Genomic DNA, 15,698 nt, shown 5'->3' on the forward strand with positions numbered 1-15,698 from the left:
GTCTTAGCCACCAGGCCATCAATGCTGCAGGTCGTTGCGACGCAAACCGTTGCGCCGCAACGATGGCATCCCGTTAGGGTGCCGGGTAAGTATACTGACGATGAATCGCTTCCAGTTCCTCTAACACATCGGCATTCAGCGTCAGGTTGAAACTCTCCACGTTAATCTTCAGCTGTTCCAGCGTCGTCGCGCCCAGCAGGGTACTGGCGACAAATGGCTGCTGACGCACGTAAGCCAGTGCCATCTGTGACGGATCCAGGTTGTGCTTCTTCGCCAAATCCACGTAAGCGGCAATCGCCTGATTCGACTGCTCACCGCTGTAGCGGGTGAAGCGGCTGAACAGCGTATTACGCGCACCGGCGGGTTTCGCACCATTCAGATATTTGCCGCTCAAAGTACCAAACGCCAGGCTTGAATAGGCCAGCAGTTCAACGCCTTCGTGCTGGCTGATTTCCGCCAGGCCAACTTCAAAGCTGCGATTCAGCAGGCTGTACGGGTTCTGGATGGTCACAATACGCGGCAGCTCGTGCTTCTCAGCCAGCTGCAGATAGCGCATCACGCCCCATGCGGTTTCGTTAGACACGCCGATGTAGCGAATCTTACCCGCACGCACCTGCTCATTCAGCGCTTCCAGCGTTTCCAGCAGCGTCACGTTGGCGGTGGTTTCGCTGTACTGGTAGCCCAGTTTGCCGAAGTAGTTGGTTTGACGTTGCGGCCAGTGCAGCTGGTAGAGATCGAGATAGTCGGTGTTCAGACGCTTCAGGCTGGCATCCAGCGCTTCGCGAATGTTTTTGCGATCCAGTGCCTGGTTAGGGCGAATCGACGCATCTGCGCCGCGCACCGGACCGGCAATTTTGCTGGCCAGAATGATCTTGTCACGGCTGCCGCGCTTCTTCAGCCAGCTGCCAATGTACTGTTCGGTTAATCCCTGGGTTTCCGGGCGTGGCGGCACCGGATACATTTCAGCGGTATCAATCAGGTTGATGCCACTGCTCATCGCGTAATCGAGTTGCGCGTGGGCGTCGGCTTCGCTGTTTTGCTCACCAAACGTCATGGTTCCTAACCCCAGTTGGCTGACTTCCAGCGTACTGTGGGGGATGCGGTGATAATGCATTGCCGGCTTCCTTTTTTCATTATGAAAGGGAATGTTGTGTCCTCTGGGACTATATCCTGTGAAGCGGCGCGGAAGGAAGGGGGGAAAGTTCGGGAAATCGCCTGCACTGGGGAAAAAATCGTGCAGGCAATCGAATTTGGCACTTAACGCTCAATGATGGTGGAGACCTCGTCACCATTGATCTGCATCACATGACCTTGATCGTCAGTGTACTGCACCAAACCTGTCTCTTTATCGATGGACGGTTTGCCATCAGTTTTAATCATACGGCCATCTTTGGTCGCCATCACGTAATCACTGCTGCAACCACTCAACGTCAGCGCGACCAGCATAATACCCACGACACTCACCAACCCTTTCATTCTTATCTCCCTCAACCTACTTCAACTGCAAAAGTGTAGTAATAAATGCTTTCGCTGGCTGACGTAATCGCATCATTCCTAAAATTAAAGGGCGAGATGCGCTCGCCCTTGACATCGTTAAGCCGCGCTTTTCTTGCTGCGCATCAGGTTCAGGCACTCCACGGCCATGGAGAAGAACATGGCAAAATAAATGTAACCTTTTGGTACATGGATACCGAAACTCTCCAGAATCAGGGTAAAGCCGACCAGAATCAGGAATGCCAGCGCCAGCATTTTCACCGATGGATGACGCTCAACAAATTCACCAATGGCGCGTGCGGCAAACATCATCATCAACACGGCAATGACCACGGCAGCCATCATGATGAACAGATGATCGGACAAGCCGACAGCGGTGATCACCGAATCGAGGCTGAAAATAATGTCCAGCAACATGATCTGAACGATCGCGCCGAAGAAGGAGTGGACGTTGGTTTTGTGCTCACCTTCGGCGCCTTCGATGGTTTCATGAATCTCCATGCTGGATTTCCACAGCAGGAACAGACCACCAAACAGCAGGATCAGGTCGCGCGCAGAGAAGCTGTGATCCATCAGGGTAAACAGCGGATTGGTGAGACGGACTACCCAGGCAATGGACGCCAGCAGACCCAGTCGCATCAGCATGGCACCCATTAAACCGAGGCGGCGAGCTTTGTTTTGCTGGTGTTTCGGCAACTTAGCGACAACCAGCGACAGGAAGATAATGTTGTCGATACCCAAAACCACTTCCAGAATGGTCAATGTTCCCAGTGCCAGCCAGGCATTGGGATCAGCAATCCAGTCAAACATGAATCATTCAATCCTAAACGAAAATTAAACGGCGATTATACACGTCCTGTTTCGGCTTGCAGCTGCCTTGGCTGCTCACGTTCACCCCAGTCACTTACTTATGTATGCTCCCGGGGATTCGCGTACTTGCCGCATGGCTGCACCAAAAAAAGGCCCCATCAGGGGAACCGAACCAGTCGTGTATGGAGTCGAGTCATTTACAGTAGAAAATGGCGTGCCAGCAGCGGTCCGGTAAAGCTTTTCTTGAGATAAAAACCGCGCGGTAGCGTCATTATAGGCTCTCCATGCTCACCGATGGCTTCCGTCAGCGCTTTGCTGTTGGCCGCTTTCGGGCGGATCTGCAGCCAGGCGCCGTGACGGGCGGTAATGCGTTCCACCTGGCCCAGCACGATCATATCCATCAACTCTTCCCAGTCTTCACGCAACTGCTGATCTTCTTCTTCGCTCGGTTGCCATAACAGCGGCGATCCCACTCGTCGATCCGCGAGGGGCAAAGCACGGTCACCCTCAATCGGGATCCACAAAACGCGAGCCAGCTTGTGGCGCACATGGCTGGTCTCCCAGGTTACGCCGCTGTTGCCGGTCAGAGGCGCAACGCAGACAAAGGTGGTTTCCAACGGTTTGCCCAGCGCATCCACGGGGATGGTCTTGAGTTCGATACCGAGATGGGCGAAATCCTGCTCCGCTTTGCTGCCCGCGCTGGCACCAAGGTGCAGCTCAATCAGCATGCCAACCCAGCCCTTATCCCGCCGCAAATCGGCTGGCACCGGCAAACCCAGCTGAGCTGCCAGTGCGGCAAACGTCTGGCCTGCCAGCTGTTGTGCACGTTGCAGTAATTCCGCTTCATTTTGTGGTGGCTGCGGCAATAAAACGGGGGAATTCATGGCAAAACTCATATTGGTTAAAGGATGTACAGCGCTGGCGGGGACGAGTTTTCCACATGCGCGCAGCGTGAATAACCGTGATAATAGCATGATTAAGCGTGCTTTTTTATTTGCATTGCCGGACGGCTGTGGATGCTATGGCAAGGTTATCCCAGTTTGTTATCGACAATGAACAGGATCTCCAGACTACTTATCCACAGAATGGTGGGATAACCCCCCTCACAGAGCACCCCTGTTTCGATTTACAGCCTTGACTTTAGTGATTTGAACGCTTTTTTTCCTTTCTTTGACCAGGTTTAGGGCATTATCTGTGGATAAAAGCGACGCTGATGGATCTTTGAGCAGCTAATGGAACCTGAGGATAATTAGAAAGTGATCGGCGTTGAAACAACACTGTGATTTTTTCCTATCACTATGATTAATGGTGTTTTTAGTGCTATTCTTAGTCTGCCTTATGAGAATTTTCCGAAGTGGTTATTCAACTCATTCCCGTGTTCTGCACAAAGCTATCCACAGAAAAGGTGAATAAGATCGCCCTGAAAACCGCTCCGCTGTTTATAACTTGGCTAAACTCTGTGAGTTATCCTGTTTTTATTCGGCTATCGCCCCGGATATCCAGTGGTTTACCGCCTGTAAGGAGTGTGAAACAATCAGGCTATTCAAATTTAGCTTTGAGGTAGTCCAGTGATCGATGATGATGGCTACCGCCCGAATGTTGGTATCGTAATCTGTAACAGGCAAGGACAAGTGTTATGGGCCAGGCGCTTTGGACAGCACTCCTGGCAATTTCCTCAGGGAGGCATCAATCCGGGTGAAACCGCTGAACAGGCGATGTATCGCGAACTGTTCGAAGAAGTGGGTTTACACCGCAAAGATGTTCGAATACTTGCTTCAACCCGTAACTGGTTACGTTACAAGTTGCCAAAACGTTTGGTGCGTTGGGACACAAAGCCGGTGTGTATCGGCCAGAAACAAAAGTGGTTTCTTCTGCAGTTGATGTGTAGTGACGCGGAGATCAATGTGCAACACAGCAGCACGCCGGAGTTTGATGGTTGGCGCTGGGTCAGCTTTTGGTATCCGGTGCGTCAGGTCGTCTCTTTTAAGCGCGATGTCTATCGCCGCGTGATGAAAGAATTCGCTGGCGTGGTGATGTCTATGCAGGAGAGTGCGGGGCAGCGTAATAACAATGCCGCTCATCGACGTAAAAGAGGATAGGCCACGCCCTTTATGCTCACTCAGTTGCGCGAAATAGTAGAGAAAGTGGCGAGTGCTCCGCGTCTGAATGAAGCACTCGACATTCTGGTAAACGAAATTTGCCTTGCGATGGAAACCGAGGTCTGCTCGGTTTATCTCGCAGATCACGATCGTCGTTGCTACTACCTGATGGCGACGCGCGGGCTGAAAAAGCCGCGCGGTCGCACTGTCATGCTGGCGTTTGATGAAGGTATCGTCGGGCTCGTCGGACGTTTAGCCGAGCCGATCAACCTTGCCGATGCGCAAAGCCATCCCAGCTTCAAATACATTCCTTCTGTTAAAGAAGAGCGTTATCGCTCTTTCCTTGGCGTGCCGATCATCAGCCGTCGCCAACTGCTTGGCGTGCTGGTGGTTCAGCAGCGCGAACATCGTCAGTTCGACGAAAGCGAAGAATCTTTCCTGGTGACGCTGGCCACGCAGATGGCGGGCTTGTTATCTCAATCGCAGCTCGGCCAACTGTTTGGTCAGTTCCGTCAGACGCGGGTGAAAGCCATCGCGGCGGCACCTGGCGTGGCGGTCGCGCCCGGTTGGGTTGATGAAACCCAGCCCTTGCTGGATCAAGTCTCTGCGGCCTCCACGCTGGATGTGCAGCGTGAACGCGAGCGTCTGGTGCTGGCAATGGGCGAGGCGGGCAATGAATTTCGCCGCTTCAGCAAACGCTTTACCGCCAGCGTGCAAAAAGAGAGTGCGGCGATCTTTGATCTCTACTCGCACCTGTTAACCGATGCCCGTTTGAAAAAAGATCTGTTTGCCGAGATTGATCGCGGATCGGTTGCCGAGTGGGCGGTGAAAACGGTGATCGAGAAGTTCGCCGAACAGTTTGCCAGCCTGCAGGATCAATATTTACGCGAGCGTGCGGGCGATTTGCGCGTGCTCGGACAACGTCTGCTATTCCATCTCGACGATACGCTGGTCGGCACCAATGCCTGGCCTGAACGCTTCGTGCTGGTGGCGGATGAACTCACCGCGACCACGCTGGCAGAGCTGCCACCGGAGCGTTTAGCCGGTGTGGTGGTACGCGACGGTGCGGCCAATTCCCACGCGGCTATTCTGACGCGCGCGATGGGCATTCCCACCGTCATGGGTGCGGATATCATCCCTGCGCAGCTCAACAAACGCCTGCTGATTGTCGATGGCTATCGCGGCGAGTTGTTAATCGATCCTGAACCCGTGCTGGTGCAGGAGTATCAGCGTTTGATCAGCGAAGAAAATGCGCTGAGCAAAATGGCGGAAGGTGTGGTGGAGCAGCCCGGCGAGCTGAAAAGCGGCGAACGGGTGCAGGTGATGCTGAATGCGGGCCTGAGCCCTGAGCATGAGCAGAAGCTGGATAACTGGGTGGATGGCATCGGCCTGTACCGCACAGAAATTCCATTTATGCTGCACAACGGATTCCCGTCGGAAGAGGAGCAGGTCGCGCAATATCAAGGCATGCTGCAACTGTTCTACGATAAGCCGGTGACGTTGCGTACGCTGGATGTCGGCGCCGATAAACAGCTGCCTTACATGCCGATCAGTGAAGAAAATCCTTGCCTTGGTTGGCGCGGTATCCGTTTGACGCTCGACCAGCCAGAAATTTTCCTGGTGCAGGTACGTGCCATGCTGCGTGCCAACGTGGCCTCCGGCAATCTCAGCATTCTGCTGCCGATGATCAGCCATATCGATGAGATCGACGATGCACGTCGCCTGATCGATCGTGCCGGTCGCGAAGTGGAAGAGATGCTGGGCTATGTGATCCCGAAACCGCGTATTGGCGTGATGATCGAAGTGCCCTCCATGCTGTTTATGATCCCGCATCTGGCGGATCGCGTGGACTTTATTTCGGTGGGCACCAACGACCTGACGCAGTATCTGCTGGCGGTGGATCGCAACAATACCCGTGTGGCGAATCTCTACGATCCGCTGCATCCGGCGATGCTGCGCGCGTTGCAGAGCATTGCCCACGAAGCCCGTCAGGCCAAACTGGAACTCTGCCTGTGTGGTGAAATGGCCGGCGATCCGATGTGCGTGGCACTGCTAGTGGGCATGGGTTATCACCACCTCAGCATGAACGGTAAAAACATTCCGCGCGTGAAGTATCTGTTGCGTCACCTCGATCACGAGGAAACGCAGAAGCTCAGTGAAAATGGTGTGGCGGCCCATACCGCTTCAGAAGTGCGCCATCTGGTGTCCGCGTTTATGGAACGACGTGGCCTGGGCGGTTTGATTCGCGGCGGCCGTTAACGGCTTTTACATTTCCGCGGCAATTGTGAAAAGCGGCTGTGCTATCATGCGCAGCCTTTTATGGTATGACCCCTTAGCCAGACCCGTTTCAGGTCAGAAAAAACGATGGTGAAAGATGACTAACGGCTACATTTCGTTTCCCCAATTCGATCCGGTAATTTTCTCCATCGGACCGATTTCGCTTCACTGGTACGGTTTGATGTATCTGGTGGGCTTTGTATTTGCTATGTGGCTGGCGGTGCGCCGTGCCAATAAACCCGGCAGCGGCTGGAAAAAAGAAGAAGTGGAAAACCTGCTGTATGCGGGCTTCCTCGGCGTGTTCCTCGGTGGCCGTATCGGCTACGTGCTGTTCTATAACCTGCCGCTGTTCCTCGATAATCCACTCTATCTGTTCAAAGTCTGGGATGGCGGTATGTCGTTCCACGGTGGCTTGATTGGGGTGATTGTGGTGATGCTGGTGTTTGCGCGTCGTACTAAACGCACTTTCTTCCAGGTATCTGATTTCATTGCGCCGCTGATTCCGTTTGGTTTGGGCGCCGGTCGTCTCGGTAACTTCATCAACGGCGAGCTGTGGGGGCGTGTCGATCCCAACTTCAAATTCGCCATGCTGTTCCCGGGATCGCGCAGTGAAGATATCGCGCTGGCGGCCAACAATCCGCAGTATCAGCAGTTGCTGAGCACTTACGGTGTGTTGCCGCGTCATCCTTCGCAGCTGTATGAGCTGTTCCTCGAAGGTATCGTGCTGTTCATCATCCTCAACCTGTTTATTCGCAAGCCGCGCCCGATGGGCAGCGTCTCTGGCCTGTTCCTGATTGGCTATGGCGCTTTCCGCATCATCGTCGAATTCTTCCGCCAGCCGGATGCCCAACTGGGCCTGTTTGAAGGCGGCATCAGCATGGGGCAGATTCTCTCGATCCCAATGATTCTGGCCGGTGTGATTATGATGATCTGGGCGTTCCGTCGTCGTCCGCAGCAACAAACTCGTGAGGTAAAATGAAACAGTATCTGGATTTAATGCAACATGTGCTGAATGAAGGCGCAGAGAAAGCCGACCGTACCGGTACAGGCACCCTGTCGATTTTCGGCCACCAGATGCGTTTCAATTTGCAGGATGGTTTTCCACTGGTCACCACCAAGAAAGTGCACCTGCGTTCGATCATTCATGAACTGCTGTGGTTCCTGAAAGGCGAAACCAATATCAGCTACCTGAAAGATAACAAGGTGACGATTTGGGACGAGTGGGCGGATGAGAATGGCGATTTAGGACCGGTCTACGGTAAGCAATGGCGCAGCTGGGGCAGTGCGTCAGGCGAAGAGATCGACCAGATTAGCAAAGTGATTGAGCAGTTGAAGCGCGATCCCGATTCACGCCGCATCATCGTATCGGCATGGAACGTGGGCGAGCTGGATCAGATGGCGCTAGCACCTTGTCATGCCTTCTTCCAGTTCTACGTGGCAAACGGCAAGCTCTCTTGCCAGCTTTATCAGCGCTCGTGCGATATCTTCCTTGGTCTGCCGTTCAATATCGCCAGCTATGCGCTGCTGGTGCATATGGTGGCGCAGCAGTGCGATCTGGAAGTGGGTGATTTTGTCTGGACCGGTGGCGACACGCATCTGTACAGCAATCATCTGGAGCAGGCACAGCTGCAGCTGACGCGCGAGCCACGCCCGCTGCCGAAACTGGTGATCAAACGTAAACCTGCTTCTATCTTCGATTACAACTTTGAAGATTTTGAGATTGAGGGTTACGACCCGCATCCAGCCATTAAAGCGCCGGTTGCGGTGTAAACGCACGCGTCATCACGCTGAAGCCCTGCCACTTTGCGGGGCTTTTTTATCTCTGTTATCTGTATCCGCCTCGCAAAAATTTGTCTCAACCTGTACCGCGCGAAAACAGCCTGCGCGACGCTTTCCATCCTGCCGCTTGATGCCTTGTTGCCTGTTCGATTGAAGCGCACATTGGCTGCCATGAACAAACACGCAAACCTCGGTTTCACCCTGCTGGAGCTGCTACTGGTGATGGTGATCGCCGGCATACTCAGCCTCGGCGCCCTGCACAGTTGGCAGCGCTGGCAGCAGCATCAACAACTGCGCGATAGCGTGCTGCAGCTGCAGGGGTTTCTGTTACGGCTGCGCGCCCATGCGAACGGGCATAACAGCGATCTCAATTTGTGGCTGATTCCCGGCGAACGCGGCTGTTTGGGCGTAGGTGTAAAACCGGCGGAGGGCTGTGAACTGCCTTCACGCTGGTGGCTAGCACCGCCGCATGCCGGGGTACGCTTCAGTACCATCATCGGCGAGCCGGGTTTCTTTGGACGGCGTGACGTGGCGCGCCCTGGCAGCATTGAGATTGAAAATGCTGCCGGTCGCTGGCGGGTGATTATCTCTGCGCGAGCACGTATTCGCGCCTGCCAGACCGGAGAAAAAGGGTGCGAGTAGCGGAGGCCGGTTTCAGCCTGCTGGAAATGCTGATTGCTCTGGCAGTAGGCGCGATATTGATGGTGAGTGTGGGCCGATTTTTGCCGCTACTGCTGGAGCAAAATCTGCGCCTGCAGCAGCGCGTGCAATTGCAACAGGAGCTACAGCAGCTTTCTCATACGCTGCAAAAAGCGTTACAGCGCGCGGGATACTGTCGTGGGCAATGTACTGGCCCCGCACTGACTCTGGCTGCGAGTGGCAGCTGTGTGCTGCTGCGCTGGGATGAAAACAGCAATGGGCGCTGGGAAGATGTGGGCAGCAGTGACAGCGACTTTTACGGCTATCGGTTGCGCAGCGGGCAGCTGGAAATGCAGCGCGCGGTTGATAACTGCAACGGCAACGGTTGGGAACGCCTAACCGATCCCGCTTTCCTCACCATCGAACATTTTAGCGTGGTGCGGCAAGGCACCCGATTAATGCTCCATCTGACGGGGCGATCGGGTAGACAAAGCCTGCAGGTGGAGCACTGGATTGAAGGACGAAACTTATGAACCAGCACGGCAACAGCACGCTGGGCATGGTGCTGATGCTGTTACTGCTCGGCAGCCTGACGCTGCATGCCACACGCACGCAGTTGTCACAGGGTATGGTGCTGGTGGCCGATACGCAGCAGCACCATAAAGATTTTGCGCAGGCACAGACTGCGCTGCAATGGGGGCTGATGCAGAGTTGGCCAGCGGCGTCCGGCTGGCAATGTCAGCAACAGTCCGCGCACCAGTGGTTAAGCTGCTTATTGCAGATGGAGGAGGGCAATGCGCTGTTATCGGGTCAGGATGAAAAGAGTGATCTCCGCCTCTGGCAATGGGTCTCGCCACGCAACCAACGGTTGCATCCCCAGGCGCACGGCTGGATTGACTACTGTCCATTGTCTAAACCGGAGCACTGCCAGCCGCAGGAAGGATCAACAGGGCTTTAGCCTGGCAGAAACGCTGGTGGCGATGCTGCTGCTGGCGATGACCATCAGCATGCTGTTGCAATACCATCGCGCGCTGGCCTTAGGGTTTAGTCAACAGTGGCAGCAGCGCCAGGCGTGGCAGGTTGCCGGACAAGCCTTGCTGGGGCGTGAGGTGGCGGGCTGGCAGATCGATCGTCAGCAGCAGAGTGTGGGCATAGGATGCGTGCTGGAGCGTATCACGGTGACGGGCTCGCAACAGCGCAGTGCCAGTCTGGCCCAGCTCAATTGTCACTAAGGTGACCTCGGCGATAGGCATCGTTAGCGATACAGGGTAGAGTGACCAGGCTGCGCTGTTTTCCCTCTCAAGGAGATTTATGTTCCGGGTTTACCACTCCAATCAGCTTGATCTGTTGAAAAATCTGGCAGGTATTCTGATTGAAAACCAGCCGCTGAACGATGCGTTCGCGGCCGAACAGGTGCTGGTGCAAAGCCCCGGCATGGCGCAGTGGCTGCAGATGGAACTGGCAAACAGTTTTGGTATTGCAGCGAATATCGACTTTCCGCTCCCTGCGACCTTTATCTGGAACATGTTTGTCAAAGTGCTGCCCGGCATTCCAGAGGAGAGCGCTTTCACTAAAGCCAGCATGAGCTGGAAATTGATGCATCGCTTGCCCACCTTGCTGGAGCAGGAGGCCTTTCAGCCGTTGCGTCACTACCTCAATGATGACGATGACAAGCGCAAGCTTTATCAGCTCAGCGCCCGCGTGGCCGATCTGTTTGACCAGTATCTGGTGTATCGATCTGACTGGCTCAACAGTTGGGAGCGCGGAGAACTCATCGACGGCTTGAGCGATGCCCAACAGTGGCAGGCACCGCTGTGGCGCGATCTGGTGGCGTTCACTAAACAATTGGGCCAGCCGATGTGGCACCGTGCCAACCTGTATGCGCGCTTTATCCATGCGCTGGAGCAGGCCGAAACGCCACCGGCGGGATTGCCGCAGCGCGTGTTTATTTGTGGTATCTCCGCGCTGCCGCCGGTGTATTTACAGGCGCTGGAAGCGCTTGGCCGCCATATCGATATTCACCTGCTGTTCACCAACCCCTGCCGCCACTACTGGGGCGATATTCAGGATTACGCTTTCCTCGCCAAATTGCAGAGCCGCAAACGTCGCCGCATGCAGTCTGAAGAAGCACAGCCGCTGTTCCGCGATCCCGAAGCAGCGCCGACGCTGTTCAATGAACTCGGCGAGCAACAACTCACCAATCCGTTATTGGCCTCGTGGGGCAAACTGGGGCGCGATAATCTGTTTCTGCTGAGTCAGATGGAATCCGCCGCTAACGATATTGATGCCTTTGTTGAGATGCCGCAGGACAGCCTGCTACACAGTCTGCAAGCCGACCTGCTCAACCTGGATGACCACGCCGTGATCGGTTTGCACGCCGATGAACTGGGTAACAGCCACAAAAAACGGGTGCTCGACCCTGATGATCGCACCATCACGCTGCAGGTATGTCATAGCGCTCAGCGTGAAGTGGAAGTGTTACAGGATCATCTGCTGGCGCTGATGGAGGCCGATCCCGATCTCAAACCGCGCGACATCATCGTGATGGTGGCGGATATCGATAGCTACGCGCCCTTCATTCAGGCGGCGTTTGCCAGTGCGCCTGCGGATCGTTATCTGCCGTTTGCCATCTCGGATCGCCGCGCCAGCCAGGCACATCCGGCGATTCTGGCCTTATTGAGCTTGCTGGCGCTGCCAGACAGCCGCTTTGCTTCCGAAGAGGTGCTGGCACTGCTCGAAGTGCCTGCGCTGGCGCAGCGCTTCTCGGTGGATGAAAGCGGTTTGCGCCTGCTGCGCCGTTGGGTGATGGAATCCGGTATTCGCTGGGGGCTGGATGATGCCAGCGTCGAAGCATTGGCACTGCCTGCCACCGGTCAACATACCTGGCGCTTTGGCCTGCAGCGCATGCTACTGGGTTACGCGCTGGAAAGCCGCAACGGTGACTGGCAGGGCATTCTGCCTTACGACGAATCCAGCGGATTGATTGCCGAACTGGCCGGGCATCTGGCCGAATTGCTCTCTCGCTTAGAGTCGTGGCGCACCCGACTGACCGGCGAGCGTACGCTACCGGAGTGGCTGCCGCTGTGCCGCGAGCTGATCGACAGCTTCTTCAACGGCGATGCCGAAAGCGACGCAGCATTACTACTGGTTGAAACCCAGTGGAAACAGATTATTGAGCAGGGCACGCAGGCTGATTATCAGCAACCGATTCCCGTCACCTTACTGCGTGATGAGTTGCGCTCGCGCCTCGATCAGCAGCGTATCAGTCAGCGCTTCCTGGCCGGGCCGATAAACTTCTGTACCCTGATGCCAATGCGTTCGATTCCGTTCAAAGTCGTCTGCTTGCTGGGGATGAACGATGGTGTCTATCCACGCACGCTGGCGCCGCTCGGTTTTGACCTGATGCAGCAGCAGGCACGCAAAGGCGATCGCAGCCGCCGTGATGATGACCGCTACCTGTTCCTTGAAGCCCTGATTTCGGCACAGCATCAGCTCTACATCAGCTATATCGGCCGCGCGATTCAGGACAACACCGAGCGTTATCCCTCAGTGCTGGTGACAGAGTTGGTGGATTATCTTGGTCAGAGTTTTTGTCTGCCAGGCGATGAAGCGTGCGAACCCGACGTCAGCGAGCAGCGTGTTCGTGAACATTTACAGAAGCTCCACAGCCGCATGCCCTTTGCAGCGGAGAACTTCCGCCCTGACGCTTACGGCCAGAGCTTCGCCGCAGAATGGTTGCCCGCTGCCACCGGCAATGGCGTGGCACAGCCAGACTTTGTGCAAAGGTTGCCGCCACTGCCGCTGGAAACGCTCTCGCTTGAGCAATTGCTGCGCTTCTGGCGTCATCCGGTACGGGCCTGGTTCCAGCAGCGGCTGGGCGTGGCTTTCTGGATGGAAGAGAGCGAATTGCCGGACAGCGAGCCGTTTGCGCCAGATAGTCTGGAGCGTTATCAAATCAATGCGCAGCTACTGAATACCCTGGTCAACGGTGAGGATCCCGCGCAGCTTTATGCGCGTCATCGCGCTGCGGGCAATCTGCCTTATGGTGCTTTTGGGGAACTTTTCTGGCAGAGCCAGACCGAAGAGATGCAGGAAGTGGCTGCGGAAGTGAGTGGACAGCGTCAGCCCTCAGAGAGTTGGGAAATCAATCTGCCGCTGAATGGGGTGCAGTTGACCGGTTGGTTAACCCAGGTGCAAGCTGATGGACTGTTACGCTGGCGTCCGGGTGTGCTGAACATGAACGATGGTCTGCTATTGTGGCTGGAGCATCTGGTTTATTGCGCGCTGGGCGGCAAAGGAGAAAGCCGCATGTACGGGCGCAAACAAAGCCGCTGGCGTTTTAAAGCCATCGACGCTGAGTCTGCGCTGTCACTGTTGAACGAATACGTGACGGCTTATCAGGCGGGGATGACGGAACCGTTGATGTTGCTGAACAAATCGGGTGGCGCGTGGCTGGATGCCAGTTTTGATCGAAAATCCGGCCAGTTGCTGGACGATGACGCCACGCAGAAAAAGGCATTGAACAAATTGCTGCAAGCCTGGCAGGGTGGTTTTCAGGTGGAGGGCGAAGGCAGCGATCCTTATCTGCAGCGCCTGAGCCGGACGCTGGATGATGAGGCGGTGCAGGTAATTGTTGCCGCCGCTCGCCAGTGGTATTTACCGGTGCGCCTTGCGCATCAAGATGATGAATAGCAATTGGGTAACGCCGCTTTTGCGGGTGTTCCCAAAATCATAAAAAGTTGTCTATTGCGCCGCTGGGCACACAGCCAGCGGTAAAGGGTAAAGAAAGGGGTTTAAATGCGGATTTACGCACGCTGGATGGGAGCGCTGCTGCTAAGCATGCTGGCGCTGAATGCCTTTGCCGATAGCGATCGCGGCTGGCAGCCCATCAATGAAACAATTCGAAAAAGCGATCACGATCCGCGCAGTTATCAGGCCATCACGCTGACTAACGGTATGACGGTGTTGCTGGTGTCTGACAAAGAAGCGCCTAAATCACTGGCCGCACTGACGTTGCCTATCGGCTCGCTGGACGATCCGAATCAGCAGCTAGGGCTGGCGCACTATACCGAACACATGGTGTTGATGGGCTCAAAACGCTATCCGCAACCGGATAATCTGGCCGAATTCCTGAAAAAGCACGGCGGCAGTCACAATGCCAGTACCGCTTCTTATCGCACCGCGTTCTATCTGGAAGTGGAAAACGATGCACTGCAACCGGCGGTGGATCGTCTGGCCGATGCCATTGCAGAGCCTTTGCTCGATCCGGTCAACGCCGATCGTGAGCGTCATGCAGTTAATGCAGAGCTCACTATGGCGCGTTCGCGCGACGGCCTGCGTATGGCGCAGGTCGGGGCGGAAACTCTGAATCCAGCGCATCCAGCTTCCCGCTACTCAGGCGGTAACCTTGATACGCTGCGCGATAAGCCCGACAGCAATTTGCATCAGGCGCTGACCGAGTTTTATCACAGCCACTACTCCGCCAATCTGATGAAAGCGGTGATATACAGCAATAAATCGCTGCCAGAGATGGCCGACATTGCGGTCCAGACTTTTGGACGAGTGGCTAACCATCAGGCCATCGTACCGAAAATCGAAGTGCCGGTGGTGACCGATGCGCAGAAAGGCATCATCATCCACTACGTGCCTGCCCAACCGCGAAAACAGCTTAAAGTTGAATTCCGCATCGCCAACAACAGCGACCAGTTCCGCAGCAAAACCGATACGTTGATCAGTTACATCCTGGGCAATCGCAGTAAAAACACCCTTAACGACTGGCTGCAAAAGCAGGGGCTGGCCGACGGTGTGAATGCCGGTGCCGATCCGATGACGGACCGCAACAGCGGCGTGTTTGCCATCACGGTCTCCCTGACCGACAAAGGCCTGGCACAGCGTGATGAAGTGGTGGCGGCGATCTTTAGCTACCTCGACATGTTGCGTAGTAAAGGCATCGATAAGGGTTATTTCGATGAGGTGTCGCATGTGCTGGCGCTGGATTTCCGCTATCCGTCGATCACCCGTGACATGGATTATATTGAATGGTTAGTGGATACCATGCTGCGCGTGCCAGTGGATCATACGCTGGATGCACCTTATCTCGCGGATAACTTTGACCCTGCGGCAATCAAATCTCGTCTGGATGAGATGACACCGCAAAATGCCCGCATCTGGTATATCAGCCCGAATGAGCCGCACAACAAAGAAGCCTATTTTGTCAATGCGCCTTACCAGGTCGATAAAATCAGTGATACACAGTTCAGTGACTGGCAGCAGCGCGGCACGCAGATTCAACTGTCGATGCCGACGCTGAATCCGTATATCCCTTCGGATTTCTCCATTATGCCTGGTGATGGCAAAACGTATACGCACCCGGTGGCGCTGACCGACGGTGACAGCATGCGCATCTACTGGATGCCAAGCCAGTTCTACGCCAGTGAACCAAAGGCAGCCATTACTCTGGCACTGCGCAACAAAGCGGCAATAAGCGACGCGCGTCAGCAGGTGTTATTTGGTCTGAATGATTATCTCTCAAGCGTGGCGCTGGATGAGTTGAACTCGCAGGCATCGGTGGGCGGCATCAGTTTCTCTACTGGAGAAGAT

General features: G+C 55.2%; 14 protein-coding genes. 10 read left to right on the forward strand and 4 right to left on the reverse strand.

Features of this window, described 5'->3' with window-relative positions; all coding sequences use genetic code 11:
* Positions 1 to 73: 73 nt before the first annotated feature.
* From RT340_RS02780 to mutH, 4 genes are all read right to left on the reverse strand, one after another.
* Positions 74 to 1,114 (reverse strand): NADP(H)-dependent aldo-keto reductase, encoded by a 1,041-nt coding sequence (locus RT340_RS02780; protein ID WP_097117995.1) that lies wholly within the window; start codon positions 1,112 to 1,114, stop codon positions 74 to 76.
* A 143-nt stretch (positions 1,115 to 1,257) separates the two neighbouring features.
* The gene (locus RT340_RS02785) at positions 1,258 to 1,476 is read right to left on the reverse strand and encodes a YgdI/YgdR family lipoprotein (protein WP_034823127.1); all 219 of its coding nucleotides are present in this window, start codon (positions 1,474 to 1,476) and stop codon (positions 1,258 to 1,260) included.
* Between the two features lie 117 nt (positions 1,477 to 1,593).
* The gene (locus tag RT340_RS02790) at positions 1,594 to 2,304 is read right to left on the reverse strand and encodes a TerC family protein (protein ID WP_034823125.1); all 711 of its coding nucleotides are present in this window, start codon (positions 2,302 to 2,304) and stop codon (positions 1,594 to 1,596) included.
* A gap of 197 nt (positions 2,305 to 2,501) precedes the next feature.
* Positions 2,502 to 3,188 (reverse strand): DNA mismatch repair endonuclease MutH, encoded by a 687-nt coding sequence (gene mutH / locus RT340_RS02795; RefSeq protein ID WP_313373940.1) that lies wholly within the window; start codon positions 3,186 to 3,188, stop codon positions 2,502 to 2,504.
* Between the two features lie 684 nt (positions 3,189 to 3,872).
* On the opposite strand from mutH, the gene rppH reads away from it, so the two are divergent.
* The 10 genes from rppH to ptrA all read left to right on the forward strand — a co-directional run.
* Complete coding sequence (gene rppH / locus RT340_RS02800) at positions 3,873 to 4,403, forward strand: RNA pyrophosphohydrolase (protein WP_034823115.1); 531 nt, start codon at positions 3,873 to 3,875, stop codon at positions 4,401 to 4,403.
* A gap of 12 nt (positions 4,404 to 4,415) precedes the next feature.
* A complete protein-coding gene (gene ptsP, locus RT340_RS02805) occupies positions 4,416 to 6,662 on the forward strand; it encodes a phosphoenolpyruvate--protein phosphotransferase (protein ID WP_313373943.1) in 2,247 nt (748 codons plus the stop codon).
* 115 nt (positions 6,663 to 6,777) lie between these two features.
* Entirely contained in the window at positions 6,778 to 7,659 is an 882-nt protein-coding gene (lgt, locus tag RT340_RS02810; RefSeq protein WP_034823111.1) for a prolipoprotein diacylglyceryl transferase, read from the forward strand.
* The gene (thyA, locus tag RT340_RS02815) at positions 7,656 to 8,450 is read left to right on the forward strand and encodes a thymidylate synthase (protein ID WP_045816400.1); all 795 of its coding nucleotides are present in this window, start codon (positions 7,656 to 7,658) and stop codon (positions 8,448 to 8,450) included. Before lgt ends, thyA begins: the two co-directional genes overlap by 4 nt.
* A 180-nt stretch (positions 8,451 to 8,630) precedes the next feature.
* Complete coding sequence (locus RT340_RS02820) at positions 8,631 to 9,101, forward strand: prepilin-type N-terminal cleavage/methylation domain-containing protein (RefSeq protein ID WP_211729276.1); 471 nt, start codon at positions 8,631 to 8,633, stop codon at positions 9,099 to 9,101.
* On the forward strand, positions 9,092 to 9,631 hold the full coding sequence (locus RT340_RS02825; RefSeq protein ID WP_211729275.1) for a prepilin peptidase-dependent protein: 540 nt from the start codon (positions 9,092 to 9,094) through the stop codon (positions 9,629 to 9,631). The genes RT340_RS02820 and RT340_RS02825 overlap by 10 nt, the downstream gene beginning before the upstream one ends.
* Positions 9,628 to 10,056 carry a DUF2509 family protein gene (locus tag RT340_RS02830; protein WP_249221763.1) on the forward strand — a complete coding sequence of 143 codons (429 nt, stop codon included), beginning with the start codon at positions 9,628 to 9,630 and terminating at the stop codon, positions 10,054 to 10,056. Before RT340_RS02825 ends, RT340_RS02830 begins: the two co-directional genes overlap by 4 nt.
* A gap of 1 nt (position 10,057) precedes the next feature.
* Positions 10,058 to 10,330 (forward strand): prepilin-type N-terminal cleavage/methylation domain-containing protein, encoded by a 273-nt coding sequence (locus RT340_RS02835; protein ID WP_313373956.1) that lies wholly within the window; start codon positions 10,058 to 10,060, stop codon positions 10,328 to 10,330.
* Between the two features lie 79 nt (positions 10,331 to 10,409).
* On the forward strand, positions 10,410 to 13,790 hold the full coding sequence (gene recC / locus RT340_RS02840) for an exodeoxyribonuclease V subunit gamma (RefSeq protein ID WP_313373949.1): 3,381 nt from the start codon (positions 10,410 to 10,412) through the stop codon (positions 13,788 to 13,790).
* A gap of 105 nt (positions 13,791 to 13,895) precedes the next feature.
* Positions 13,896 to 15,698: pitrilysin (gene ptrA, locus RT340_RS02845; protein ID WP_313373951.1), on the forward strand; the 1,803-nt coding region annotated here is incomplete at its 3' end.

This window comes from Pantoea sp. CTOTU50773 (genome assembly GCF_032082325.1).
Lineage (GTDB): Bacteria > Pseudomonadota > Gammaproteobacteria > Enterobacterales > Enterobacteriaceae > Pantoea > Pantoea communis.

Coding starts and splice junctions, on each gene's coding strand:
- recC (WP_313373949.1), top strand. CDS start 10,410: ATGTTCCGGGTTTACCACTCCAATCAGCTTGATCTGTTGAAAAATCTG.
- mutH (WP_313373940.1), bottom strand. CDS start 3,188: ATGAATTCCCCCGTTTTATTGCCGCAGCCACCACAAAATGAAGCGGAA.
- ptsP (WP_313373943.1), top strand. CDS start 4,416: ATGCTCACTCAGTTGCGCGAAATAGTAGAGAAAGTGGCGAGTGCTCCG.
- RT340_RS02785 (WP_034823127.1), bottom strand. CDS start 1,476: ATGAAAGGGTTGGTGAGTGTCGTGGGTATTATGCTGGTCGCGCTGACG.
- RT340_RS02820 (WP_211729276.1), top strand. CDS start 8,631: ATGAACAAACACGCAAACCTCGGTTTCACCCTGCTGGAGCTGCTACTG.
- RT340_RS02790 (WP_034823125.1), bottom strand. CDS start 2,304: ATGTTTGACTGGATTGCTGATCCCAATGCCTGGCTGGCACTGGGAACA.
- RT340_RS02780 (WP_097117995.1), bottom strand. CDS start 1,114: ATGCATTATCACCGCATCCCCCACAGTACGCTGGAAGTCAGCCAACTG.
- thyA (WP_045816400.1), top strand. CDS start 7,656: ATGAAACAGTATCTGGATTTAATGCAACATGTGCTGAATGAAGGCGCA.
- lgt (WP_034823111.1), top strand. CDS start 6,778: ATGACTAACGGCTACATTTCGTTTCCCCAATTCGATCCGGTAATTTTC.
- RT340_RS02830 (WP_249221763.1), top strand. CDS start 9,628: ATGAACCAGCACGGCAACAGCACGCTGGGCATGGTGCTGATGCTGTTA.